At 59.4% G+C, this 22,849-nt stretch carries 31 protein-coding genes; 16 read left to right on the top strand and 15 right to left on the bottom strand.

The genetic code is table 11. The annotated features are described in order from the left end of the window. Positions 1–136: 136 nt before the first annotated feature. Positions 137–625: a hypothetical protein gene (locus tag BW974_RS02065; RefSeq protein ID WP_076427543.1), complete on the bottom strand. Its 489-nt coding sequence runs from the start codon at positions 623–625 to the stop codon at positions 137–139. Between the two features lie 327 nt (positions 626–952). Here BW974_RS02065 and BW974_RS02060 point away from each other — a divergent pair, with 327 nt between their 5' ends. Genes BW974_RS02060 through BW974_RS02050 form a run of 3 tightly spaced genes read left to right on the top strand, consistent with a single transcriptional unit; the run spans position 953 to position 2,520 of the window. After that, entirely contained in the window at positions 953–1,285 is a 333-nt protein-coding gene (locus BW974_RS02060; RefSeq protein ID WP_076427541.1) for a DUF8070 family membrane protein, read from the top strand. Between the two features lie 46 nt (positions 1,286–1,331). After that, positions 1,332–1,973, top strand: coding sequence for a metallophosphoesterase family protein (locus BW974_RS02055; protein ID WP_076427539.1), 642 nt, complete (start codon positions 1,332–1,334; stop codon positions 1,971–1,973). Positions 1,974–2,022: 49 nt separating this feature from the next. Next, positions 2,023–2,520 carry a LabA-like NYN domain-containing protein gene (locus BW974_RS02050; RefSeq protein WP_049971545.1) on the top strand — a complete coding sequence of 166 codons (498 nt, stop codon included), beginning with the start codon at positions 2,023–2,025 and terminating at the stop codon, positions 2,518–2,520. On the opposite strand, the gene BW974_RS25295 is transcribed toward BW974_RS02050, so the two are convergent. Beyond that, a complete protein-coding gene (locus BW974_RS25295; RefSeq protein ID WP_175609609.1) occupies positions 2,517–2,693 on the bottom strand; it encodes a hypothetical protein in 177 nt (58 codons plus the stop codon). The two genes, BW974_RS02050 and BW974_RS25295, sit on opposite strands and share 4 nt — an antisense overlap. A 152-nt stretch (positions 2,694–2,845) precedes the next feature. On the opposite strand from BW974_RS25295, the gene BW974_RS02045 reads away from it, so the two are divergent. The 3 genes from BW974_RS02045 (at position 2,846) to BW974_RS02035 (ending at position 4,589) form a co-directional block, all read left to right on the top strand. Then, positions 2,846–3,388: a PUA domain-containing protein gene (locus tag BW974_RS02045; RefSeq protein ID WP_084186176.1), complete on the top strand. Its 543-nt coding sequence runs from the start codon at positions 2,846–2,848 to the stop codon at positions 3,386–3,388. 89 nt (positions 3,389–3,477) lie between these two features. Then, on the top strand, positions 3,478–3,870 hold the full coding sequence (locus tag BW974_RS02040; RefSeq protein WP_076427537.1) for a nascent polypeptide-associated complex protein: 393 nt from the start codon (positions 3,478–3,480) through the stop codon (positions 3,868–3,870). Beyond that, complete coding sequence (locus tag BW974_RS02035) at positions 3,867–4,589, top strand: methyltransferase domain-containing protein (RefSeq protein ID WP_139328804.1); 723 nt, start codon at positions 3,867–3,869, stop codon at positions 4,587–4,589. Before BW974_RS02040 ends, BW974_RS02035 begins: the two co-directional genes overlap by 4 nt. A gap of 327 nt (positions 4,590–4,916) precedes the next feature. Here BW974_RS02035 and BW974_RS02030 read toward each other — a convergent pair whose 3' ends face one another. Together BW974_RS02030 and BW974_RS02025 are read right to left on the bottom strand one after the other, a co-directional pair. Beyond that, positions 4,917–5,228, bottom strand: coding sequence for a transcription factor S (locus BW974_RS02030; protein WP_076427536.1), 312 nt, complete (start codon positions 5,226–5,228; stop codon positions 4,917–4,919). A gap of 45 nt (positions 5,229–5,273) precedes the next feature. Then, positions 5,274–5,531, bottom strand: a complete 258-nt coding sequence (locus BW974_RS02025; protein ID WP_076427534.1) for a DUF5789 family protein — start codon at positions 5,529–5,531, stop codon at positions 5,274–5,276. A gap of 107 nt (positions 5,532–5,638) precedes the next feature. On the opposite strand from BW974_RS02025, the gene BW974_RS02020 reads away from it, so the two are divergent. Then, positions 5,639–6,907: an MFS transporter gene (locus BW974_RS02020; protein ID WP_076427533.1), complete on the top strand. Its 1,269-nt coding sequence runs from the start codon at positions 5,639–5,641 to the stop codon at positions 6,905–6,907. 5 nt (positions 6,908–6,912) lie between these two features. Here the strand turns inward: BW974_RS02020 and BW974_RS02015 are convergent, their stop codons facing one another. Continuing rightward, a complete protein-coding gene (locus BW974_RS02015) occupies positions 6,913–7,689 on the bottom strand; it encodes an enoyl-CoA hydratase/isomerase family protein (RefSeq protein WP_076427531.1) in 777 nt (258 codons plus the stop codon). 526 nt (positions 7,690–8,215) lie between these two features. Between BW974_RS02015 and BW974_RS02010 the strand changes: the two genes are divergently transcribed. Next, a complete protein-coding gene (locus BW974_RS02010) occupies positions 8,216–8,716 on the top strand; it encodes a DUF5797 family protein (RefSeq protein ID WP_076427530.1) in 501 nt (166 codons plus the stop codon). A gap of 14 nt (positions 8,717–8,730) precedes the next feature. Here BW974_RS02010 and BW974_RS02005 read toward each other — a convergent pair whose 3' ends face one another. Then, positions 8,731–9,786: a DUF5787 family protein gene (locus BW974_RS02005; RefSeq protein ID WP_076427528.1), complete on the bottom strand. Its 1,056-nt coding sequence runs from the start codon at positions 9,784–9,786 to the stop codon at positions 8,731–8,733. Positions 9,787–9,923: 137 nt separating this feature from the next. Here BW974_RS02005 and BW974_RS02000 point away from each other — a divergent pair, with 137 nt between their 5' ends. After that, positions 9,924–10,619 (top strand): DUF7827 domain-containing protein, encoded by a 696-nt coding sequence (locus BW974_RS02000; RefSeq protein ID WP_076427526.1) that lies wholly within the window; start codon positions 9,924–9,926, stop codon positions 10,617–10,619. Between the two features lie 29 nt (positions 10,620–10,648). Here the strand turns inward: BW974_RS02000 and BW974_RS01995 are convergent, their stop codons facing one another. Then, a complete protein-coding gene (locus tag BW974_RS01995; protein ID WP_076427525.1) occupies positions 10,649–11,077 on the bottom strand; it encodes a bis(5'-nucleosyl)-tetraphosphatase in 429 nt (142 codons plus the stop codon). A gap of 193 nt (positions 11,078–11,270) precedes the next feature. Between BW974_RS01995 and BW974_RS01990 the strand changes: the two genes are divergently transcribed. Then, positions 11,271–11,603, top strand: coding sequence for an uS10/mL48 family ribosomal protein (locus BW974_RS01990; RefSeq protein WP_076427523.1), 333 nt, complete (start codon positions 11,271–11,273; stop codon positions 11,601–11,603). Between the two features lie 120 nt (positions 11,604–11,723). On the opposite strand, the gene BW974_RS01985 is transcribed toward BW974_RS01990, so the two are convergent. Continuing rightward, positions 11,724–11,990 (bottom strand): DUF7513 family protein, encoded by a 267-nt coding sequence (locus BW974_RS01985; protein ID WP_076427522.1) that lies wholly within the window; start codon positions 11,988–11,990, stop codon positions 11,724–11,726. After that, positions 11,987–13,504, bottom strand: coding sequence for a Na+/H+ antiporter NhaC family protein (locus tag BW974_RS01980; protein ID WP_245800005.1), 1,518 nt, complete (start codon positions 13,502–13,504; stop codon positions 11,987–11,989). Before BW974_RS01980 ends, BW974_RS01985 begins: the two co-directional genes overlap by 4 nt. A 286-nt stretch (positions 13,505–13,790) precedes the next feature. On the opposite strand from BW974_RS01980, the gene BW974_RS01975 reads away from it, so the two are divergent. Beyond that, on the top strand, positions 13,791–15,074 hold the full coding sequence (locus tag BW974_RS01975; protein ID WP_076427518.1) for an amidohydrolase: 1,284 nt from the start codon (positions 13,791–13,793) through the stop codon (positions 15,072–15,074). 156 nt (positions 15,075–15,230) lie between these two features. On the opposite strand, the gene BW974_RS24520 is transcribed toward BW974_RS01975, so the two are convergent. Beyond that, positions 15,231–15,467, bottom strand: coding sequence for a hypothetical protein (locus BW974_RS24520; protein WP_175609608.1), 237 nt, complete (start codon positions 15,465–15,467; stop codon positions 15,231–15,233). A 163-nt stretch (positions 15,468–15,630) separates the two neighbouring features. On the opposite strand from BW974_RS24520, the gene BW974_RS27425 reads away from it, so the two are divergent. Further along, positions 15,631–16,206, top strand: a complete 576-nt coding sequence (locus BW974_RS27425; RefSeq protein ID WP_076427517.1) for a plastocyanin/azurin family copper-binding protein — start codon at positions 15,631–15,633, stop codon at positions 16,204–16,206. 128 nt (positions 16,207–16,334) lie between these two features. Then, the gene (locus tag BW974_RS01965; RefSeq protein WP_076427515.1) at positions 16,335–16,652 is read left to right on the top strand and encodes a HalOD1 output domain-containing protein; all 318 of its coding nucleotides are present in this window, start codon (positions 16,335–16,337) and stop codon (positions 16,650–16,652) included. Positions 16,653–16,819: 167 nt separating this feature from the next. Here the strand turns inward: BW974_RS01965 and BW974_RS01960 are convergent, their stop codons facing one another. Continuing rightward, on the bottom strand, positions 16,820–18,187 hold the full coding sequence (locus BW974_RS01960) for a geranylgeranyl reductase family protein (protein WP_076427514.1): 1,368 nt from the start codon (positions 18,185–18,187) through the stop codon (positions 16,820–16,822). 130 nt (positions 18,188–18,317) lie between these two features. Here BW974_RS01960 and BW974_RS01955 point away from each other — a divergent pair, with 130 nt between their 5' ends. Beyond that, on the top strand, positions 18,318–18,653 hold the full coding sequence (locus BW974_RS01955) for a 2Fe-2S iron-sulfur cluster-binding protein (RefSeq protein ID WP_076427512.1): 336 nt from the start codon (positions 18,318–18,320) through the stop codon (positions 18,651–18,653). 46 nt (positions 18,654–18,699) lie between these two features. On the opposite strand, the gene BW974_RS01950 is transcribed toward BW974_RS01955, so the two are convergent. After that, positions 18,700–19,509, bottom strand: a complete 810-nt coding sequence (locus tag BW974_RS01950; RefSeq protein ID WP_076427510.1) for an AAC(3) family N-acetyltransferase — start codon at positions 19,507–19,509, stop codon at positions 18,700–18,702. Then, positions 19,506–20,090 carry a flavin reductase family protein gene (locus BW974_RS01945; protein WP_076427508.1) on the bottom strand — a complete coding sequence of 195 codons (585 nt, stop codon included), beginning with the start codon at positions 20,088–20,090 and terminating at the stop codon, positions 19,506–19,508. Before BW974_RS01945 ends, BW974_RS01950 begins: the two co-directional genes overlap by 4 nt. 373 nt (positions 20,091–20,463) lie before the next feature. On the opposite strand from BW974_RS01945, the gene BW974_RS26900 reads away from it, so the two are divergent. Next, positions 20,464–20,586, top strand: coding sequence for a hypothetical protein (locus BW974_RS26900; protein ID WP_281247648.1), 123 nt, complete (start codon positions 20,464–20,466; stop codon positions 20,584–20,586). A gap of 12 nt (positions 20,587–20,598) precedes the next feature. On the opposite strand, the gene BW974_RS01940 is transcribed toward BW974_RS26900, so the two are convergent. Next, positions 20,599–20,826 carry a hypothetical protein gene (locus tag BW974_RS01940; RefSeq protein ID WP_076427506.1) on the bottom strand — a complete coding sequence of 76 codons (228 nt, stop codon included), beginning with the start codon at positions 20,824–20,826 and terminating at the stop codon, positions 20,599–20,601. Between the two features lie 2 nt (positions 20,827–20,828). Here BW974_RS01940 and BW974_RS01935 point away from each other — a divergent pair, with 2 nt between their 5' ends. Continuing rightward, positions 20,829–21,617: a YihY/virulence factor BrkB family protein gene (locus BW974_RS01935; protein ID WP_076427504.1), complete on the top strand. Its 789-nt coding sequence runs from the start codon at positions 20,829–20,831 to the stop codon at positions 21,615–21,617. A 29-nt stretch (positions 21,618–21,646) separates the two neighbouring features. On the opposite strand, the gene BW974_RS01930 is transcribed toward BW974_RS01935, so the two are convergent. Next, positions 21,647–22,786 (bottom strand): MBL fold metallo-hydrolase, encoded by a 1,140-nt coding sequence (locus BW974_RS01930; RefSeq protein ID WP_076427502.1) that lies wholly within the window; start codon positions 22,784–22,786, stop codon positions 21,647–21,649. Positions 22,787–22,849: the final 63 nt, after the last annotated feature.

Below are 22,849 nucleotides of genomic sequence, written 5' to 3'. Positions count from 1 at the left end.
CTGTGCCGTCGCTTGTCCCATACGCGAACAGGGAGTGAGCGACAGCACATGGCATATACAACAGGGCTGTTTCCGTGGGAACTTATGCCTTACGCCGCAGGCAGATATGTGGTCGCCACTGTTGACAATCAGCCTTTTAAACAAAATCAAAAATCGGAAAATCGGAATGGGAAAATCGAACCCCGAACTCCGATGCTCGGAGTTCGGTGTCAGTCGTCAGCAGGTCTTCTTCGTCGTCTCCGTCGTCGCTTCCATCGTTGTTTCCGTCGTCGGAATCACCGTCGTCGCCGCCACTGTCGTCGTCCGAGTCATCTTCGTCGTCATCGCCACCGCCATTTTCGTCGCGGTCTTTCTCCCTGTCGCCGTCATCCGCGTTTCCGTCGTCACCGTCCGAATCGTCGCCGTCACCGGGATCGCCATCCGAATCATCACCGTTGTCCGAATCCTCTTTTCCGACCGTCAGTGACCCGTCGGTTACTCCGCTCACGTCGTAACTGTCGCCGTCTTCGTCGCCGAGCGCGTTCACCGAGAGCGTCAGGTAGCTCGCGCCGGCGACGTGACCACGGATGGTGACGGTGAGCACCGTGACGCTTCCCGAATCCGCCGTGTCCGCGGTTGCGACCATCGAGCAGCGTCACCGAAACAGGCGTTTCGGCGGCCTGCCACCCGCGACTAGTTCGCCGGAAGATGGTTCCGCCGTTGCCGCCGGCCAGCCCTTCCGAACCCTTGCGGTCGATACCGTAGAGCGAATTGCCGCCCGCGTAGTTTTTCGTCACACCGCGATTATAATCGCAAGCATATACATAGAACAAAAAATAATATACTCGACAGATGCTGTTTCTTTCACTTTTGTATCTATCGACGCCGCTAGACTGTTTCAGCGTCAGTAAAAATAAATCACCCATCTCGGTACGAAGATATATTTATTCACCAGTTAATCAAATAGCAGGACATGAATTGGAACCTCATCGGTCGGTGTGGTGTTCGATATACACTCGTCTACGCCGGTTTGACAGTGGCCCTCACCTACGTCATAACTCAGTCCGGAATGGTTCTCCTCTGTCTGTTCGGCCTCGGATTGGTGGCACTGCTGTTCGCGCTCGGCGGAACCGGAACCGTCCGAATGGGTACTGCGATGACCAACGCCGATTCGATGGGAATTTCGAGTACAATCGTTGACCCCGCCGATACGCAAGCGAAAGCGATGGACGGAGACATCAAAGTCCTGTTTTATGGAATCGGGCTGCTGGCGTTCGCCGCCGTCGCACTCGTTCTTTCCGGGTGAACTGAATCCGGCGGTATTATCATGTCTCCGGAAAAAATCACTGTCGATGCTCGTCCTCGGAGATGCTCACGCCGCCACCCCGGAAAAACGGCGCGCGCTCTTTGCGGCCTACCGCGAAGCGAACCAAGACGTCACTCTGCAACTCGGCGACTTGATGTACTACGACTTGCCGAAACCGACGTGGTTCATCGCGGGCAACAACGAGGACTTCGATACGATTTCTGCGCTCCGGAACGGACTGGTTTCCAACTCGGACGTGCGGAACGCAACCCTGTTGGCCAGCAGCATGGTCGAACTGAATGGGCTTCGAATCGCCGGACTGTCGGGGAATTACGCGCCGACCCAGTACGACCGACCACGGGCGAACCTCGTCGGTGAGCGAAGACGGCATTTCACGCACGAAGACGTGGAGCGCGCAATGGCGCTAGAATCGGTTGACGTGCTGATGACGCACGAAGCACCGCACGGACTGCCCGTGTCCGAGGAGTACGAAGTCGGCTGTCCGTACATCGACGATTTGCTTTCCGCACTCGACCCAGACCTCTGTCTCATCGGCCACCATCACCAGCACACGGAGACGGCCATAGACGGAACTCGTGTCGTTAGCGTGGCACCAACGTGGGAGCGATATTACATACTCGACCCCGACACCCTCTCGCTTACGTGGCACGAAACCCCAGAAAGCTGATGGGGATAAAGCAGGAACCTCTTTATGCGAGTAGTTATCACACCAAAGTATGACCGAGATTCATCCGGCCCAGCGCGTCACGGTGTTGGCCGACGCGCAAAACCTCTACCATACGGCTCAAAGTGTTTACAGCCGGAACATCGACTACTCATCTCTCCTCTCGAAGGCGACGCAGGAACGCGATTTGACACGCGCAATTGCATATGTCATTCAGGCCGATAGCCCCGACGAAGACCGCTTTTTCGATGCTCTCACCGACATTGGATTCGAGACGAAAATAAAGGCGATAAAGACGTTCGGCGACGGGTCGAAGAAGGCCGACTGGGACGTCGGCATCTGTCTCGACGCGATTACCCTCGCGCCGAAAGTGGACACTGTCGTCCTCTGTACCGGAGACGGAGATTTCGCTCGACTCGCAACACACCTTCGCCACGAAGGGGTGCGCGTGGAAGTAATGGGGTTCCAAGAATCATCCGCGGAAGAACTCATCGACGCCGCCGACACGTTCGTCGATTTGAGCGAACGAACCGATACGTTTCTGCTTTAAACCGGGCGACCGTCTTCTGCCGTTCCGTACATCAGCGCGCCCGCCGCGAGCGCAACCGTGGCGATACCGGCGAGGACGTTACCGACGAGCGACCCAGCCATCGACGTAATGGCGAAAATCACGACGCTTCCGATGAAGAGAAGCGCGATTCCCAGCAGTTCTTTCGAGTTCATACGCGCCTTTCGGACTCATTCCTAATAAATCACTCTCAAACCGATAGACTGCTCCATGGTTCCAAACAACAATGATATGCCATGACATGCCAATCAAATTCAATCAGTGGGATGTCGAAGGGCTTTCACCCCGCCACAACAAAGCCGGGGCAATGACCGAAACCGACCCCGAGAGCGCGGAAATCGAGCGAACGGCCGTCACCGAAACCTCAGAAGAAGACGAGAGTAGTGAGGCCGACGACCTACCGTCCCTTCGCATCACGGCGGATTACCAGTTCGGGGCCGGTGCTGGCACCGCGTTGTTCCCGCGGGACGAGGAGTTAGAAATCCGCCGGTCGTCCTCCGGACGCCCACAGCAGGTTCACGCGGATGGAACCAGACTGGTCACCTACGCGACCGACGGTCGGTTTACGCTCGGACTCGCGGGCGGCGCTCGACTGGCGGACGTCCTCGACTCCCCCGCGGGTAGGGTCGTTGTCGGCGACGAAAGCGAACCGTTCGTCCGCGACGGGAAGAACGTCTTCGCGAAGTTCGTGGACGAGGCCGACGGCGACATTCGCGCTGGCGACGAAGTCCTCGTGACCCACGAAAACGGCGACCTGCTCGCGGTCGGCCGCGCCGAACTCGACGCGGACGCCATCCTCGATTTCACGACCGGAATGGCGGTCAAAGTGCGGGACAGCGCGAGCGAGTAGATTCGGCGAGGTCACCCGAATGAAGAAAACGGTCGATTCTGCGCCGCGTTTGCGTCACGTTTTTTGCCCTCCGTTCCGACGATTCGGGTATGTTTGGAGGAGGCGGCGGTGGACTCAACCCCCGAAAGATGCAACAGATGATGAAGCAAATGGGTATCGACGTAGACGACGTCGATGCCGAAGAAGTGGTCATCCGCACCGCTGACGGCGAGGAACTCGTCTTCAGCGACCCGGAAGTCACCCGGATGGATGCCCGCGGTCAGCAGACCTATCAAATCGTCGGCGACGCCGAGTCGCGCGAAGCGACCGGCGGCGCAAGCGGTGCGGTCGAGTCGGGCGATGCAGATTCGTCCGCGGGCGCAATACCGGACGCAGACGTTGAAATCGTCGCCCAGCGAACGGGTGCAAGCGAGGACAAAGCCCGTGAGGCGCTCGAAGCGGTCGATGGCGACCTCGCGGCGGCGGTCGAGCGACTGGAGTGACGATACTGCTCACGCACGGCGACCGGGAATATCTGCGCGACCCCGGCGAGGAGCTACAAACAGACCTCGGTGTCCTCACGGTTCCGGAAGACGTGGAACCGGGAGACACCCTGTTCACGCACTTGGACGAGGAGTTTACAGTTCGCAGACTCCGCGGCCCCGACCTGTTTCACCATTTCGAACGAACCGGCGCGCCAATGCTCCCGCGCGACATCGGCCTCGTCGTCGGCGAAACGGGCGTGTCGGCGGGTGACCGAGTGCTCGACGCCGGAACCGGAACCGGCGTCCTCGCGGGCTATCTCGGTCGAATCGGTGCGGATGTCGTCACGTTCGAGCGCAAAGCCGACTTCGCGGAAGTCGCCCGCGAAAATATCGAGATGGCCGACGTGGCCGACCGAGTCGATGTCAGAACCGGCGACATAACCGAGGAGGTGGACGAACTCGGCGAGTTCGACGTGCTCACGCTGGACACGCCGGACGCCGCAGAAGTCGTCGCGCACACACCGGAGTTGCTCGCAGACGGCGGGTCGCTCGGCGTGTACGCCCCGTTCGTGGAGAGTGCCCGCGATGTCGAGATGGCTGCGAGAGAGGCCAATCTGGATAACATTCGAACCATGGAAACCATCCAGCGCGAGATGGATTTCGACGACAGAGGCACGCGCCCGACGACGACGGGTGTGGGACACACCGGCTATCTGACGTTCGCGCGAAACGTCTAATTCTTCGGTTTCGATTTCTGTTACAGTTTCTCAGCCAGCGAGCGCAGTGAGCGAAGGCAGACGACGCAACCGCGAAAGTCAGCAATCTACACCACCGCCAGTTTCGTGGATATTCACAACCGCCAGAAACAGCAACCTGCACATCCACTAGCGGCCAGCACACTCTCCGCGAACGAGGAGCGCCAGCGACGAGTGAGCGGGCCGACGACTGAGCGGAGTGAAACGAAGCGAAGAAGGAGTGCTTTTGGTCGAGCTTTTACAGGGAGACGGACAGAGCCAGCGCGAATCGCGCTGGCTCTGTCTTTCGACCGTCGTAAAAGGTCGTGGTTAATGATCGTCTTCGCGCCACTTGTGTTCGCACTCGGTACAGACGAAGAATCGGGTTTCGCTCTCGTCGGCGGAGCGAATCTGTTGCATGTACCAGTAGGCTTCGTCGTTATCACAGTTCGGACACTGTGCGCTGGTGGTCGGCAGGCCGTTGGTGCCGCCGCCGCTCTCGATTATCTCGCTAACCTCTTGGTCTTCGGTGATGGTGTAGTCGCTGGCGTCGCCTTTGGGCTTTTCGTAGCCACAGCTTCCGCAGACCCAAAGACCGTCGTCGGCTTTCATCATGGAACCGCACTCGTCACAGAACTCCATTGTTGTCCCGGGATAGCCGACGCGCCCATTTAAACGGCGTGCTTCTTAGCCCTCGCCTTCCGACTGGTACGGTTCGCCCACTGCTTCCCGTGGCAGGACGTTGTTGATTTCTGCATCGATATCTTCTACAGAATCGTACTCCTCTTGCTCCGTCTGTGAAACGAGTTTACCGAGGTTCTCCTCCCCCTCCGCGAACAGAACGGTTACGTCGTCCAGTTTCTCTGTGGCCTCCTCACGCGACACCGGATAGGACAGCCGTTGGAGTTCGGACTCCAGATGACTGAACTTGACGCTACGTGCCATGTGAACAGTGAACAACGTGGACTGTCTTAGCTGTTATTACGGCTACTGTCGGAAACCACGGCCACCACCACAATCGTCTTGCGTGCAGGCCCGGTATTTCGAACCGAATGTTTGGTACCGACAGACGAGTGTTAGCGCTGGCGCTGGCGCGGATGGCGGATGCAGTCGGCAACTCCTTCCTTATCGTCGTCCTCCCGGTGTACATCGCAAGTGGAACCGTCTCCGGTAGTACGTTCGGCCTTGCAGAAGCGATGGTGACGGGCATCGTTCTCTCGCTGTTCGGCTTTCTCAACAGCTTCACGCAACCCTTCGCCGGGCGAATCTCCGACCGAACCGGGAAACGCAAGCTGTTTATTCTGCTCGGACTGGCGATTCTAACGGCAACGAATATCGCCTACGCGTTCGCCGGAAGCTACCTGTCGCTTGTCGCAATTCGGGCACTTCAGGGCGTTGGTGTCGCGTTCACGATACCGTGCACCATCGCGTTGGTCAACGAACTCGCCACGTCCGACAACCGTGGCGGAAACATGGGTATCTTCAACACCTTCCGACTGCTGGGATTCGGTCTCGGCCCGATTGCGGCCGGGTCGGTCGTCGATGGCGGCCCGTACACCCTCGCAGGAATCCAACTGAGCGGCTTCGACGCGGCGTTCTACTTCGCGGCAGTCGGCGCGTTCGTCAGCTATCTGCTCGTCACCCTGCTGGTGAGCGACCCGGAACAAACCCAAGCGAGTGCTGGCGAAGAGTTCGACCTCTCGCTCCGCGATTCGGAGGGTGGCCTCGACCCCGTGTTCACGCTCGGCCTCACGACGCTGTTTTTGGCCATCAGCATCGCGCTGTTGGCGACCATCGAACCGACAATCAACGACCGATTGGACCAAGGAAAAACGTGGTTCGGTCTCCAGTTCGCGGCGTTCGTTCTCGCGCAGGTCGCGCTTCAGGCTCCGGTCGGCCGCGCGAGCGACCGATTCGGACGACGCCCGTTCATCATCGTCGGAATGGTGATTTTAGTTCCGGCAACGTTCGTGCAGGGATTCGTCGATACCTCCATCCAAATGCTCGTCGCCCGCCTTTTGCAGGGTGTCGCAGGCGCGCTGGTGTTCGCGCCCGCGCTGGCACTCGCGGGCGACCTCGCACGGGAAGGTCAGTCCGGAACCCAACTGTCGATTTTGACAATGGCGTTCGGACTGGGAACCGCAATCGGCCCGCTGGCGTCCGGATTTTTGGTTCGATACGGCTTCGAAATGCCGTTCGAGTTCGGGGCGACACTGGCCGCCCTCGGCGCGGTGCTGGTCTATACGCAGGTTGAAGAAACGGTGGCGGTCGGTGCTGACGGAGAGGCGGAAACCGATTCGCGCCTGACGCCCCAGGATTAGTTTTTCTACTCGAAATCCGGTTCTCGGTCATCCAAGAATGCAGACATCCCTTCGCGCTGGTCGTGCGTGCCGAACAGCGAACTCCAGAGGCGGCGCTCGTAGCGCAGGCCTGCGGATTGGGTTCCCTCGTGTGCCTGATTCAGCGCCTCTTTCGCGGCTTGAAGGGCGAAGGCCGGGCGTTCTGCGAGGTCTGCCGCCATCTCCGAAGCGTGGGAGTCGATTTGGTCGTGGGCGACGACTTCGCCGACCAGTCCGATTTCGTGGGCGTCCTGCGCGTCGATTCGCTCGCCGAAGTAGATGAGTCGGCGGGCCAGTTCGTCGCCGACCAATCGGGTGAGTCGCTGGGTGCCGCCCCACCCCGGAATAATGCCGAGGTCGATTTCGGTTTGGCCGATGACTGCGTCCTCGCTGGCGACGCGGAAGTCACAGGCGAGGGCGAGTTCGCATCCGCCGCCGAAGGTGTAGCCGTTCATCGCCGCGATGACGGGCGCGGGGAATAACTCCAGCATGTCCGCGATTTCGTGGCCCAGTTCGGCGTACTCCTGCGCTTCGGCCACCGAGAGGTCTTGCATGTGGCTGATGTCGGCTCCGGCGATGAACGCCTTCTCGCCAGCGCCCGTGAGGACGAGCACGCGGGCGTCCTCAGATTCGGCCTCGGAAATCGCCTCCCGCAGTGCGTGCAGTGTCTCGACGTTCAGGGCGTTGAGTCGGTCGGGGCGGTTAACCGTCAGCGTGGCTACGTCGTCATCGAAGTCGAGTCGTACCGTATCCCATTCAGGCATGCGTGGGATGTCTCGCGGAACTCGGTTAATCGTTCCGGAGATGTGAGGTTTGTGGACAGTGGTCGGATTGATGTCCGGGCACTGTGAACTGCTGGAACGGGGCGAAGTACGTTTTCAGGACAGCCGAAACCGCAGGGCGGGCAGGCCGATGGCCTGCCCAACACAAACTCGACCGGCCAATTTCGGGACGAAAACCCGTCCTGCCGTCACACGATAGCAGTCACGTCCAATCGTTTAGCGAGCGAGTGCGTCGCACTCGCCCGCCCTGCGGTTTTGGCTGGGAACGGGCGAACGACAGCGGGAGCGAATGGCGAAGCCATGAGCGACTGATGGAGTTAGGGCGTCCATTGCGCCTAGCAACCGCAAACACCACACCCGCACAAGCGAGTTCGTCGCACCCGGAATGTCTCCTCGGCGTTCTTCGAAATCTTGTGTCTCCACCGTGATACACCCGACACCATACTCATCGTCTTCGCCGAAACTGCTCCGGAACTGGGAAATAACACGCCCGCATAGCCTCTCCACAATGACGCTGTCCGAGGACGCCCGCGAGCGACTCGCCGACTTGGTCGAACTGCAACCGACGAAAAACAGTGAATTACAGGACAGGTGGGGGCTGGAAAGCGGGAGCGAAGTCCACCAGTATTTGGAAAACGAACTAAAAGAGTACTATTACCGCGACGAAAACAGCTACATCTGCGCGACGACTGAGGCGAACGACCTCGTGGATGTGGAACCCGGAATGGTCGCCGACGAGGACGGCGACACACCGAGCGTGGTTCGCGTACCGAAACTCCAGCAACAGGCATTTTCCGTTCTTCCCGGGCCTGACGAGCGTTCAGAGAGTGTCGTCTCGGTGCTCCACAACCTCCGCGAAGAGTTCGACATCGACCCGGACGTTGACGACGTGCGCTCCGCCCTCCAAAGCCTCAAACGGAAAGGCGTGGTCGAAGTCGTCTACCGAACCGTCCCGACGTTCAAACTCGCCGTTTCGCGCGAGGACATTACGGTCGAAGCGTCCGGCTGAGGACTGCGAAACAGTCAGTCAGGTCGAAATCGCTCCCGACGGGAGTCGAGCAGTCGCTGAATCGCCTTTCCGGGGCCACCCTCGATTGGCCACTCCTTCTGTCGCCACGTGGGAGGTTCGGGTTCGAAGTCGGAACAGCGCCCGGAACATTTGCTCGCGGTTTGTGAACACGATTTCGCCGAGCAGTGCGGAAGCAGCATCTCGTTTTCGTGTCGAAGTTCGAAATATCGGCAGTCAGGCCGCATGGTTCGGGTGTACGACCGCCACCCGCGTTCGTATGCCCGTTCCGCGATTTCCAGTCGCTTTTTCCGTTTTTTCGCTGGTTCGACGTACTCGAATGTGGCGGCAGACTGGTCGTACTTTCCGCCGCTCGGACGCTCCACGATTCGGGTTCCAGGGGCGTCAACGTCGAGCGTTCGGGGGAACCACGCGACGTTCGTTTGGTTTTCGTCGAATCCGCCGTAATCGTCGTTTTCGTCGCCCGAAAACGTCAGAATCCCCGCTTCAACCGGTAGGGATTCGAGCAGTGCGGGTTCGACTCTATCACCTGTTGCGCGTGTTGCAACCCACACCTCGTCGGCCAGTGCGAGGGCAACGTCGCGCTCTATCTGCGGGCGCAGGTTTCGCGCCGCGCTGGCATCCAAATCGGGTTTGTTCTCGATGGCAACGATGCGCCGAACCCAGTCGGGATACTCCCAACGGCGTCTGATTTCGAGCTTTCGTCCACGTTTTCGAACGTCCAAAACTCTCCGGTCGTCCGCCTCGTGAATCGTTTCTCGCACATAGCGCCATGGATAGCCGGGGTCGGGGAGAGCGTCCTGATACCACTCCCACACCTCCGGTGCGTTTCGAACGACGTGCAACAGATTGCCGTCGAGTCGTTTCCGTCCGAACTGGGCGCGTCGGGCGAACGCATCGGCGTCCACCTCCACCACGACCGTATCCCATCGCCTGCGTTTCGTCCCCAATTGTCGAGAGACGAGCACCGGCCGTTCACGACCCTCGGGCGGCCAGCATCGCTCTGCCCACCGACAGGTTCGCAGTTCGAACGTGAACTCCGGTTCGGCCATACGTATCCATCGACCCCCGTGCTGGTAAGCGATTCGACCGACGTATTACGGAAAATATTTGTCTAATGATGTGAAATTTCAAGCACCGCTCGTTACGCGACGGGCAAACGCGGTTTTACCGCAATACTACTTCAGCTATGAACATCCGACACGCTCTGACCTCCTTGGTGGTCGTCTCGCTCCTCGCAGGAACCGCCGTCGCAGGCACTGCCGGAACCGCGACGAACACCGACCAGAATCCCGCAGTACAGTCCCCTCTTTCCCTCCAACAGGAAGGAGATGGTAACGGAACAGTCTCGCTCAATCGCTCCATGTACAGCGTACAACAGGGCGAAACCGCCACGATGAACTTCAGCCTGAGCAACCTCGACGGAATGACCGTCCAACTCGGCGGCGGCCAAGCCGACTACAAACTGAACGCGACCGTCACCGACGGTAACGGCGACGGGAACGTTGTTCTGCTGTTCGACACCTCGGCAGCAGGAAGCGGCGATGGGTCGGCGCTGACGACGCAGTCCGACGCCGACAACCTCTCCGTCAAAAACGAGACGGAGATGGACTCGCTGGAACCCGGAATGTACGGCATCACGGTTTACTCGGGCACTGACGAGAACGTCCCGAAAATCGCCTACGGTGGCGTCAACGTCCAAGGTGACGAAACGACCGAGACGACGGACGGCAACGAAACTGAAGACGGCGATTCGTCCGGCGAAACCACGACGACTGAAGACGGAACCACGGAAGACACCGAATCCGGCGGTCAACCCGGCTTCGGCATCGGTCTTGCACTGACTGCGCTCGCGGGAATCGCACTGCTGGCGCGGCGTCGATAAGTCTGAAAAATCGGTTTCGTTTCCCGTTTTTAGCTGTCCTCGGAATCGTCGAGGAACTCGTGTGCATCTCGAAGGATGTCCCGTGGCCCGTCCTGCGTGATGGTGTTTATCGCCTGTTCGTAATCACGCCATTGCAAGTCGCGGTGTTCGTTCGAGAGTTCCGCGCTGGCCTCGTACGATTTGGCGATGAACAGATGCACCGTCTTGTGAATCGTGGTTCCGTTCGCTTCGAAGACGTAACTGTAGTCGTCGCGAAACCCGTCGAGGAGCCGAAAATCTTCGATTCCAGCCTCCTCTTCCACTTCTCTTATTGCTGTTTGCTGTAGCTCTTCGTCGCCCTCCACGCCGCCCTTGGGGAACTCCCAATCGCCGGGACGGCTTTTAAGGAGGAGGTATTCCCTTCGACCGCGGGTATCCCGAAATAGGATGGCACCCGCGCTCGTAGCTTTGACTGCCATTGTGCCATCGTATGCGGTTGGCCATTAAAGGAATGTCGAACCAACACAGTCGTTTTCGGCCATTTCCCGTTCGGTACGCCAAAGAGGAAGATATATGAGAACTCTGAATAGACAGAACAAACACAGATAGTCGCTACGAAGCAGAAGCAGGAATTTTACGTACTGTGAATCTCTATACTCTACAGAGCCAGCCATGACCTTCATCACAAAAATACTTCTCCAGAGCGGGAACCGGCCTGTACTGGACAAAGTCGTGTCGGAAATTCGCTCGACAGCGGAGCGAAAAGGAGCAGACCTTCGCGGCCCGCACTCCGAACCGCCGGAACGGATTCGGGTACCGCAGTACAAAACGCTCTCCGGCGACGAGGGCCAACAGTTCCGGAGTTGGGATTACACGGTGTACACGCGGAAGATAGAAATCGTCGGCCACAACGGTGTCTCGCGACAGGTTGCCGAGATGGATTTCCCACCCGGAATCCGCGTCGAGGTCGAACTCGAACAGGTTCAGGGCATGGGGAAAGCATAACGTCTTTTTTTCTCTCCGCAACTGATTTCCCGAAAGAGAACGCACGCCTCGAACCTAGTTACTGCCGACGTGACTGATTTCGTAGACCGAGCGCGAGCGCGAAAAATAACTATGACGGACTCAGAACGTCTCGCCGTCTATCGCTTCGACGAACGTCGCTTCCCCGACGTGGTCGTTCACGTCGAACTCATCGACGCGGAGTCGGACGCGCGTATCGAGCGCGTCTGGCGGAGCATCTTCGACGTGGATGATAGTGTCACCGACGCGAGCACGCGCGGTGCCGTTGTTGTAGCCCGTCAGATACACTTCGATTTCTTGGCCGACGTCGAACTCCGGCCTGTTCGTCCGGAACGTCCAGCCTGCGAGATATTTGTCCAAGAGGCTCATACTCGTGCCACCTCCTCGGCTTTGCGGTCGGAAACGTATTCCAGTCCGAACCCGGTCAGCGCGGAGAGGAGGAATACGCCGAACAGGAACCAGCCGTGGAAGACGAACGGCCAGACTTCGGCGGGGTTGACCAGCATCGACTGCGTGAACCAGTCGAACTGGTCAACCAGTCCGACCATCGTCGCATAGCCGACCAGCACGCCGCCGCCCCACGGGAAGATGTAGCCCATCGCGGAGGAGTTCGCGTCGAGGATATTCGCACGGCGGTAGCCGTTGATGTTGAACTTCTGGCCGATGCGGGCGACGTATGGTGCGATTGCGATTTCCGCGGCGGTGTTGATGGTAATCATCGCGTTGACGCCAGCGGTTCCCATGACCATCGTCGTCTCTGCACGGCGGACGCTCGTAGCCACGCGGTTCAGCAACCAGTTCTGAAGCGCTTCGAAGCCGCCCCCGCGAATCATGATTTGCGCACCCGCGACGATGAGCAGAGTCAGCACGATGAGCGGGAAAAAGCCCAGTGCGCCGTTGTACAGGCTACCACTCACCGTCCCGGCGGTCTCGGCGTCCGGCGCAACGACCTGAACCATCGGCAGGAAGGCCAAATCCTGCGCGAACGGCCCGTTTTCCGGCGCGTAGAAGACCAGCATCTGCTGGAGTTGAGCCAGTCCGAACGCCAAGTTCGCGCCGATTGCGAAGATGAGGCCCCACGAGATTGCCTCGACGATGTGTCGCCCCGAAATTGCCGTGACGATGACGATGAGCATCGAAACGAGGTGGATGAGACCAATCGGATTTCCTTCGAAGGCGGCTTGCCCGGAAACGGTTATTCCATCCATCATCGACCCGGCGACGACGTAGCCGGCGAGGGCGAACACCGCCGCGAAGATGGCGTATTTGAATCGTGAGGCGACGACGCCGCCGATGTCGGAATCCTGCGTCACCGCGCTCACGATTGTCGTGTCGCTGACCGGCGCGAGATTGTCGCCGAACACAGCGCCCGAAAGGATTGCGCCGAACATCAACACCGGATTCGCACCGATGAGGATTCCTGCCGGGAAGAACAGCCCGGTAAACGCAATCGTCGTTCCGTAGCCGGTTCCGATACCGGTTGCGAGCAGTGCGGCGAGGACGAACGTCGCTGCGGGAAACAGCGCTGCGCCGATGCTCAATGCCTCTGCGGCCCAAACGAGCCCCTCGACGAAGCCGCCGTCTTGGAGCACCTGCGCGAACATGCCCGCCCAGAGCCACGCAACGATGGCCGTCGCGGCCACGCGCTGTGTCATCCCTTCGAAGATGGTGTTCGCGTAGGTTTTCCAATCGCCTTTGGCGAACAGCATTCCGACGATGAGCGAAACGAGCATCCCGATAACGAGTCCCGTCGTGTCCCCGATTCCGAGGAGTCCACTCTGGAACACTGCCCAGACGATGAACAGCGCGATGGGAATCGTGCTCATCCACTTCCCGCCGTAGAACTCGATTCGCGGCTCGCTCCGCGCCCGCTCCGCTTCCATCAGTTCTTCTTCTACTTCGTCTCCCGGTTCATCCTGCCTATCGCCTGAAGAACCCATCTAACTCACCTCTGTCGTCCTGTGGCAAGACGGCCCGGAATTATAAATTATAGTTAATACAGAATGATACGTTGGCGAAATATGCAACACAGTGTACAAAATATCCGAATGGTTTCGGCATCCGCGACACGATTATTCGATTCCCACTGGAATTACCCGGTTTCCACTGGAAGATGCAACGCCTGCCCACTCGTGAGGGTTTAAGCCCGCACCGGCCGTCAGCCCTGCCATGAGTCAACAGACCCACCGCGACCGATTGGTCGAACTGCGACGGGAACTACACCAGTATCCGGAACCCGCGTGGCGCGAGTTCTACACCACCTCCCGAATCGTGGACGAACTCGAAACCATCGGGGTAGACGAACTGTACGTTGGCCCGGAAGTCCTCGCGGAAGAAGAACGAATGTCAGTTCCCGACGACGACGAACTGGGTCGTTGGTACGAACAGGCCCGGCAGGAGGGTGCTCGCGAGGACATCCTCGAACGGTTGGAGGGCGGCAGAACCGGCGCGATTGCCGTCATCGAACGCGGCGAGGGGCCGACGGTTGCCCTGCGCGTGGACATCGACGGCTTGCTCCGCGAGGAATCCATCGACGACGACCACGTTCCGGCGACGGAAGGGTTCCGCTCCGAGCACGCGGGCGCGATGCACGCCTGCGGGCACGACGCCCACGCGACCATCGGAATCGGCGTGCTGGAAGCCATCAAGGACAGCGACTTCGAGGGCACCCTGAAAGTCCTCTTCCAACCCGGCGAGGAGATGGTCGCCGGAGGAAAGCCGATGGCAAAGAGCGGACATCTGGACGACGTAGACTACCTCCTCGCGGTTCACATCGGACTCGACCACCCGACCGGCGAAGTCGTCGCGGGCGTCGATGGCTTCCTCGCAGTGAGCCATTTCCTCGCCGAGTTCACGGGCGAACCGGCCCACGCGGGCGGGAAACCAAATGCTGGAGAAAACGCAGTGCAGGCGATGGCGACTGCGATTCAGAACCTCTACGCGATTCCACGCCACGAGGACGGCGCAACGCGAATCAACGCCGGGGACGTCGGCGGCGGGTCGGCCACGAACATCATCCCCGAACAGGCCTACATCGAGGGTGAAGTTCGCGGCGAAACGACCCACCTCAAGGATTACATGCAGGAGCGCGCAGACCGCGTTCTCGAAAGCGCCGCGGCCATGCACGGGTGTTCGGTCGAACAGAGCAAAGAGGGCGAAGCCCCGAGTGCAGAAAGCGACGAGGGATTGGTCGAAATCGTTCACGACGTTTCGACGGACACCCGTGGCGTCGAAAATCCGATTCGCAGGGACAGCCTCGGCGGAAGCGAGGACGCGACGTATCTCATGCAGGAAGTTCAGCAAAACGGCGGCCTCGCCGCCTACGTCGGCGTCGGCACCGACCACCCCGGCGGACACCACACCTCGACGTTCGATGTGGACGAAGACAGTCTCCCGATTGCGGTCGATTTGTTGTCCTCCTCGATTCGGGAGATTGCGAGCAAGCGTCCTTGAAGGTGTTTCGAGTATCGTGAGACTGTAATTTGACTGATTTTTCGAGTGAATGGAAGAGGTTGAGACGGTCGGTTGTGGTATTGTTGGTGTAGCGGAGTCGCTTGCAAATCACGCCTGCAAATACGCCCTCGCTCATCATTCGCTCCTTGCAGTCGCTCACTCTTCGCTCGCCCCAAAATCCACCAGGCCGCCGGGGCCGGGCGCGCTCGCGCGCCCGGCCAACCCAAATTTAACAAGCCGTTTTCTCCCAAATTCGGCTTCGGGCGCGTGACGGCAGGCCAACCGGCCACTTGGCGGGCGAGTGCGCCGCACTCGCTCGCCTGCGGCTCCTGGTGGGTTTCGGGCGAGCGAGAAACGAGCGGCGAAGCCACGAGTGACTGCGGGAGCGGGCACGAGTGTAAGTCGTGATTTGCGACGTTCGCACATCACGGATTGTCCCAGTGAAACCAACCATCAGTCAGTTTTCTCGCGACAACGGCCACAACAAATTCACACTCGACAACCCACAACTCTCACAGGCGTAATTGCCTTTGTGGAGAATCCCGACTAGTCCACTATGGGGGGAACTGAAACGACACGGCGGGGGTTCCTTCGGGGACTCTCGGGGGGAACGGTAGTTGCGTCCACGGCGGGGGCGGCGTCTGCACAGGAGCAACAAACGGTCGAGATGACGGATAGTCTCGTGTTCGAACCGGAGTCGGTGACGGTCGCACCGGGGACGACGGTTGTCTGGGACAACGTGGGGTCGGTCGGCCACTCGGTCACGGCCTACGAGGACGAGATTCCGGAAGAAGCGGAGTATTTCGCAAGTGGCGACTTCGACAGTGAACAGGCGGCACGAGACGCCTACCCCGAGGGCGACATCGGCGGGGGAGAACAGTACGAACACACCTTCGACGTGGAAGGCACCTACGAGTATTTCTGCATTCCACACGAGTCGGCCGGGATGGTCGGAACCGTCGAAGTCGGTGCAGGCGGCGGAGGCGGGGGTGGCGGTGGAGGCGGCGGTGCCCTCCCATCGGTTCCGAGCAGCGCGATGACGCTCGGGGTTGCGACGGTGTCCGCGATGGTCACGGTGTTGGTTCTGTCGTACTTTTTCCTGAAGTACGGAGGCGACTACGGTTTGGACTGACTCTCGAACGTCTCCGGGAACAAATGTTGAGAACATAACTATTTCAAAGATAGACGGCAATTTTTATTAGTCTCTATCGCAAGGCTCTGCATACACCGAACAGTATTGCAGTCTCCGAGGTCAACAACATGAACGAGAACATTAACCAGAGTGACGACGGCGGCATTATCGCAAGCACAGCACCGAACAACCAGCACACGTGTTACACGGAGGACGAAAAACTCAGTACCGCAGTAGTGATGGCACTCGCCGAAGTGGCAGGGGACGACCCCGCGGAAATCGGCGTCCCGCTATACGACGCCATCGACCCGGATGCACTAGACAATCTATTTAGCGACAAACACGACGGTTCACCTCGAATGGGTGGCAAAGTTGTTTTCGACATTCTCGACTATCGCGTGACTGTGCACAGTTACGGTCAGATTGTCGTGAAAGAACTCGGTTGACGAAGTTACACGCGAGCGGTTCGCGCTGTTTTTCCATTTTCACGTCGTTTTCTAGTCAGCAAACCCTCATTTTGTAAAACAACACATACCACATAGCAGCGTTTCAAAATTGTCTTGGTTGTACAATACTGTACGATACTACACAAAAGAGAACGAACCCACCGAACTCAGTATTTCGGCGACGCGCCGGTCGTCTCGTACACGCTGTCCATGAGGTCGTCACGTACCTCCTGCCACGCCGGAAGCCCTCGCGGGTCGGTCGGGTAGTGGTCGTAGTGGTCGATGATGTCGTCGGCCAACTTCTTCGTTTTGTACAGGTCGTAGATGAGTCGCCAGTGGTCGCGGGCGTCGATGGCGGTTTGGAACTTGAGTTTCCATCCAATGTTCGCACTGCCCGAGTAGAGCGCCTCGGAGAGCTTTTCGGTCGGGAGCGCGCCGAGCATCCCCATCAGGTCGTCCACTTCCACGGCGGTCGTGAAGATGTTGTAGATATCCAGTCCCGCGTAACGCGCGCCGAAGTGGTCCATGACGCGCTGGTTGTACTGCCATAGGGCTTGCTCGCTCACGTCGCTGGATTCGAAGGCTTCGATGGCCTGCTCACCCGCGTACTTGCCCGCGTAGGCCGCGCCCGCGATGCCGCCGCCGGTCGTCGGGTTGACGTGCCCCGCGGCGTCGCCGACCGCGATGAACCCGGAGGCGACGGCGGAATCGTAGGGTCTGCGGGTCGGCAGGGCCGCGCCGAGTTTGTCCTCGACGGTCGCACCCTTGAACTCGGGTCGGTTGCGCAAGTCCACTTTCAAGTCCTCGACCAACTTCATCGGTTCCTCGTTCATTTGGAAGCCGAGTCCGGCGTTGATTTCCGTGCTGGTGCGCGGGAAGTACCAGAGGTAGCCCGCGGCGCGGTCGGTCGGTTTGAACACCAGCGCGTCGTCCCACTCGACCGGTTCATCGACGTGAATCACTTCGCGGTAGGCCGAACAAAACTGCGAATAAGTGACGTTCGTGTCGAACGTCGCGTTCGAGAAGTCCGTTTTGTCCTGTAGAAGCGAGAGTGCTCCCGCGGCGTCGATGAGCAGTTCGGATTCGTACTCCACGACCTCTCCATTGTGTTTGCCGCGGACGCCCGTGACGCGCCCGCCGTCGTCCTGCGTCACGTCCTGAACGACGGTATCGTAGTGGAATTCGGCTCCGGCGTCTTTCGCGCCTTGGATGATTCGTCGTCCGTACTCCCAGCGGTCGATGACGGCGAGTTCGCCGGGAACCGGGATTTCGAGGACGGTGTCCTCTTTCGGAATCTCGAACCGGCCGTGGTCTACGTCCGTGTTGGTGAACGCTGGCTGAATCTTCTCCTTCGGAATCGCTTCTGGGAAGGCGTCTGCGCCTTTCAGTGCGTCCCCGCAAGCGATGTGTCCCGCTTCTTCCTCCGTCTTCCGCTCCACGATGACGACGTCGTAGCCTTCGCGTGCGACAGTCGCCGCGGCGTAACACCCCGAGGTTCCTGCGCCAACGACGACCATATCGTACTGCTCGGTCATGCGTTTCGCTACGAGAGGGAAGCGAGAAAACTCTTTATCCCCTAATGTGTCGTTTCGGAGACGACAGTAATTCGGAGTGGCGACCTGCGTGGATAAAGAGTTTTGTCAGGGAGTTTCGTATCTCCGGAGTATGACCGATTACACCGTCGAGTTCGTCGGAACCGGAGAGGAAATCGAGGTTTCCGACAAGCAGACCATCCTCAAGGCGTGTATCGAGGAGGGTATCGCACAGGAGTACTCGTGCCGAGTCGGCATGTGTCTCGCGTGCTCCGCCGAAATCGTGGAGGGCGAGGTCACACAACCGGCGGCCCGCGGATTCACCGAAGAAGAAGCCGAAAACTACGCGCTCACCTGCATGGCGCGCCCGCAGAGCGACCTGAAACTCGACCGGGGAAAATATCCGCCGAGCATCGAAGCCGACGCGGAAGCGATGGATTCCGACGCCGCAACCGCGGACGACGACTAACACGACGAATCGGCACGACGAATCGAGGCGACGACTACCGTAACGACTAGCGATTTTCGCTGAACCAGTCGCTGGCGAAATCGACCAGTTCACGCTGGCGCATCGCAACCGTATCAGCGTTCCCGACCGAACCACGAGCGACTGCTTCCGGACGTTCCGTTTCGAAGACCTCACCCACCTGTTCGAAATCGTCGTCCGAAAGTGCCAGTTCCGTCAGTCGAATCCATTCGCGCTCGCCGTCTTCCAACACCGGTGCACCGCCGCTTTCGGTTTCCTTCTGAAATTCGCCGCGGTGTTCCGCGAGGTGGATCGAGGTGTTCGAGTCGTAGCCAGCACCTAGCAGAAGAACCGTTCCATCCCTGTCGTACACGTCTGCGAGCGGGGAGTTCTCACCGAGTCCAAAGTCGTACTCGTGGTCTGCGACGATGGATTCTGCGTCCGTTCCCCACGCCGAGAACGAAACCTGCGGATGTTTGCTTCGAACCACGTCGGGATAGCTTCGGAACGTCTCCGGAATCGCGCCCATCCCGCGCGTCGGCGTCACTTCGGGTCGGTAGGGCGACATCGTCGCCCGAATCGTCTCCTCCCAGTCGTCCGGCACTGGCGGGTTCTGCCACCCGTCCGGGTCGGAAAGTCCGGTGTGGGTCGGCATCACGAGTGTCCCGTCGGTAGTGACGACGGAACGCAAGGCGTCCACGACGGCAGGCGCACCGCCACTGACCCATCCGAGGGCGGAAAGCGACGAGTGAACGAGAAGGGTGTCACCCGCCGAAATTCCGAGGGTTCGCAGGTCGTCCGCGATTCGCTCGCCGGTAATCGGTTCGTCGCTCTGCTCGATGATGTCCTGTTCGCTCATGGAGGGCGCTCCAACGAAAATCGGTCGTCCGTCGTCGCATATAAGCTTCCTGAAAGGCGACCGACAGCATCGATTTTCTCTACGTCCAGTTTGTCGTCGGTGGTCACCGAATCGTCTACGTGCACCCATTCGACCTCGCCGAGAACCATCGTGGACGCACCGATATCGATCATTTCGTACAGTGAGCATTCGAACGCGACCGGCGTTTTTGCAACGCGCGGGGCATCGACCGTCGTCGATTCTGCTCGGTCGAGTCCGGCGTGGTCGAACTCGCTTTCGCCGTGGGGGAGCGTCGCGCTCGTCTGGTTCATCGCCTCGGCCAGCGGTTCGGTGACGACGTTGACGACGAACTCGTCGGTTTCGCGGATGTTGGCCGGCGTGTCCTTCAACCCGTCCTGTCCGTCCACCGGAGCGAACATCACGACCGGTGGCGCGACGCTGACGACGTTGAAAAAGCTGTAAGGAGCGAGATTGTCCACGCCATCTTCGCTTCGGGTGCTGACCCACGCAATCGGCCGGGGGACGACAGCGCCCGCCAGCGTGCGATAGAGTGACTGCACTTCGCTCGGGTCGATTTCCATGTAGAATGGTGGAAACGGAATGGCAAGCCAGTTCCGGGTGCAGTCGATTCTGCCGGAATACAATTCATTGAGATGAGATTATACGCCCAATTATCGCAGACTGCACGACGAACAATTGTATCCCACAGCTAGTAGCTTATCTATCCCTAAAAACAGAACATCTGTGAGCAATAATAATTTAGATATATTTATCCCGCCGATTATGAAATTGTCGACTTTATTTATGTAGATTATAATAAACAATCATGGCATAGTTGGACAAATCGTATCCACTGGGGTAGTCTCCGACGCCGTGTCAGAATCGGATTCCCACGTCTGCTGGAATTTGACTTCCCCTCTGCGGGTACGAACGCGGATGGAGTAAAACTCTACAATGGTACATAAAATCAAAAGTATCCTGCTGACAGCGGTACTACTGATGTCTGCCGTGGCGGGCGTCGCGGTCGCCACGGACCAAGGCGCTAACGTAACCGCAGTCGATGACAACGTCGAGTAGTCGTCCGACGATTCATACGACTGTGACAACGACGGGGACGACGACGACCCCGGCGACTGTGACGGCTCCGGAGACCTCGACCGGCCCGTGACCGACGACGGTAACACTGTCTCGGACTGGGCGTGCATCTGCATCGAGTAAGAACATCCATCCGACCGCAGTTTCCTTTTCTTCGCGAACGGGTTCGAATACGTCATTCAGATAGCCGAACCAAACATTAGGAGGGACGACCATTTTCACCTATGAGCGTAACCACGACGGCCCGGTCGGTCATTGATGTCGTGCAAGAGCGCAACATCACGTTCCTCGCGGCGAGTTTCGCGTACTACGCCTTCGTGTCGGTGTTCCCGCTTGCCCTTCTCGCACTCACGGTCGGGACACTCATCGGCGGACAGGAGTTCGCAAACGCGCTCGTTCAGCAAGCGCAAGGCTTGCTCTCCGAACAAGGCGCGTCCTTCCTCGAACAGGCGGTACAGAACTCCTCGGCGCGAACCAGCGCCTCCCTCCTGAGTGTCGTCGTCCTACTTTGGAGCGCATTGAAACTGTTTCGAGGACTGCTCCTCGCATTCGAGGAAGTGTACCAGCGCGACCCCGACGCAGGAATCGTAGAACAGCTAAAGAAAGGATTCGTGACGCTCGTCGCGGTCGCCGTCGGAATCGCCCTGATGATTGCCGTCGGAGCCGTCATTCGGTCGTCCACTTTCGAGGCGATTCCATTCATCGACTTTGCTGGCACTCTCACCCTGCTCCTCGGCCTCGTTCTGGTCTTCCTGCCGCTTTACTACGTGCTCCCTCCGGTGAGCATGACGGTTCGAGAGGCCATTCCGGGAACGGTCGTCGCCGCGATTGGCTGGCTAATTCTTCAGGCTGGTTTCCAAGCTTACGCTGGTGCTGCGAGCAAAGCACCCGTTTACGGGGCGCTCGCCGGAGTTATCCTCTTTCTCACGTGGCTCTACTTCGCGGGCGTCCTCCTGCTCGTCGGTGCCGTGGTAAACGTCGTCGTCGCCGGGCGAAGCGCGGCGACGGTATAATTCGAAATTGACCGAACGCCGTTGAAATCCTACTGAACCGCGCAGTTGTTCGGCCCGAGTTCGAGTTCGAACGCCGCTTCTTCCTCGACGGATTCCGTTCCGAGATTCACCGCCACGATGTCCTCGTAGTTGGCGGGCCGTGGTGGGAGATCTCCCGCGACTCGTTCGACGAACTCGTCGCGGTCGAGTGAGAGGAGCGAAACCGACTCGGAAACCGTCGCCAGTGGTGCGGTGAAACTTCCGCCTTCTGTCAGCGGCGTTTTGGCGTGGACGTGACCCGGCGCGACGAGTGTTTCGTCCGAAAGCGTCAGGACGCGCTCGTGAAGCGTGTCGTAGAGGTCGTCCGCGAGTTCGCTCGCGCCATCCGAACCGGCTTCGAGGTCTGGCCGCCCAATCCCATCCAGAAACAGCGTATCTGCGCTAAACAGCGTGTTTTCGGCGCGAAACAGCGTCATCTCGCTGGTGTGGCCCGGCGCGTGGATGGCGGTCAGTGTCTCCTCACCAACTGCGAGTTCGTCGCCATCCTCGACGAGTTTCGCGTCGAATGAGAGTCCCCGATTTCGCGCCCCCTCGGACAGAATTGCCTCTGCGTCGGTCGCGTCTGCGACCTCGCGGAGGCCGCTCACGTGGTCTGCGTGGACGTGCGTGTCGATGGCGTATTTCAGCTCTGCGCCGAACTCGCGGGCGTCTTCGGCATAGCGGTCGGCGAACGCCCGAAGCGGGTCGATGACGGCAGCCTCGTTGTCCGAAACGACGAGATAGGACAGACAACCACTGGACGGGCGTTCGTACTGGAGGACTGTTTCGGCGTCCTCGCTTTCCGTGGGGAGTTCGCGGGCGACGTACACTCGCGCCCAACCGTTCATTCCGTCGGCCAAATTCCGCGCGTCGATGCCGGTTTCGCGGAGCATCGCGGCGACTTGCTCGCTCGCTTCGCCACGGGGACAGACCGCGAGGACCGGTTCTTCGAGGTCGAGGGATTCGGCGAGGTCGGAAATCTCATCTTTCACCTTCGCGCTCATGAACTCGGCGTAGGGGGTCTGAACCGTGTTTTCGGCGTCGATGTGCCACGTTTCGTATTCGTCACGGTTGCGAACGTCGAGAACCGTAACCGACTCGCCGCGCTGAAGTCGGTCGTACAGTTCTCGGGCGGAGAGAGCGTCTTCCATACGTACGCTAAGCGATTCGAGGGCAAAAACGGTCGGCCCGAGAATCCCGACCTCTCGCCATCG

Source organism: Haladaptatus litoreus (genome assembly GCF_900156425.1).
GTDB classification, from domain to species: domain Archaea; phylum Halobacteriota; class Halobacteria; order Halobacteriales; family Haladaptataceae; genus Haladaptatus; species Haladaptatus litoreus.
The sequence above is the reverse complement of the archived record's forward strand: the minus strand, read 5'-3'. Positions and strand labels throughout refer to the sequence as shown.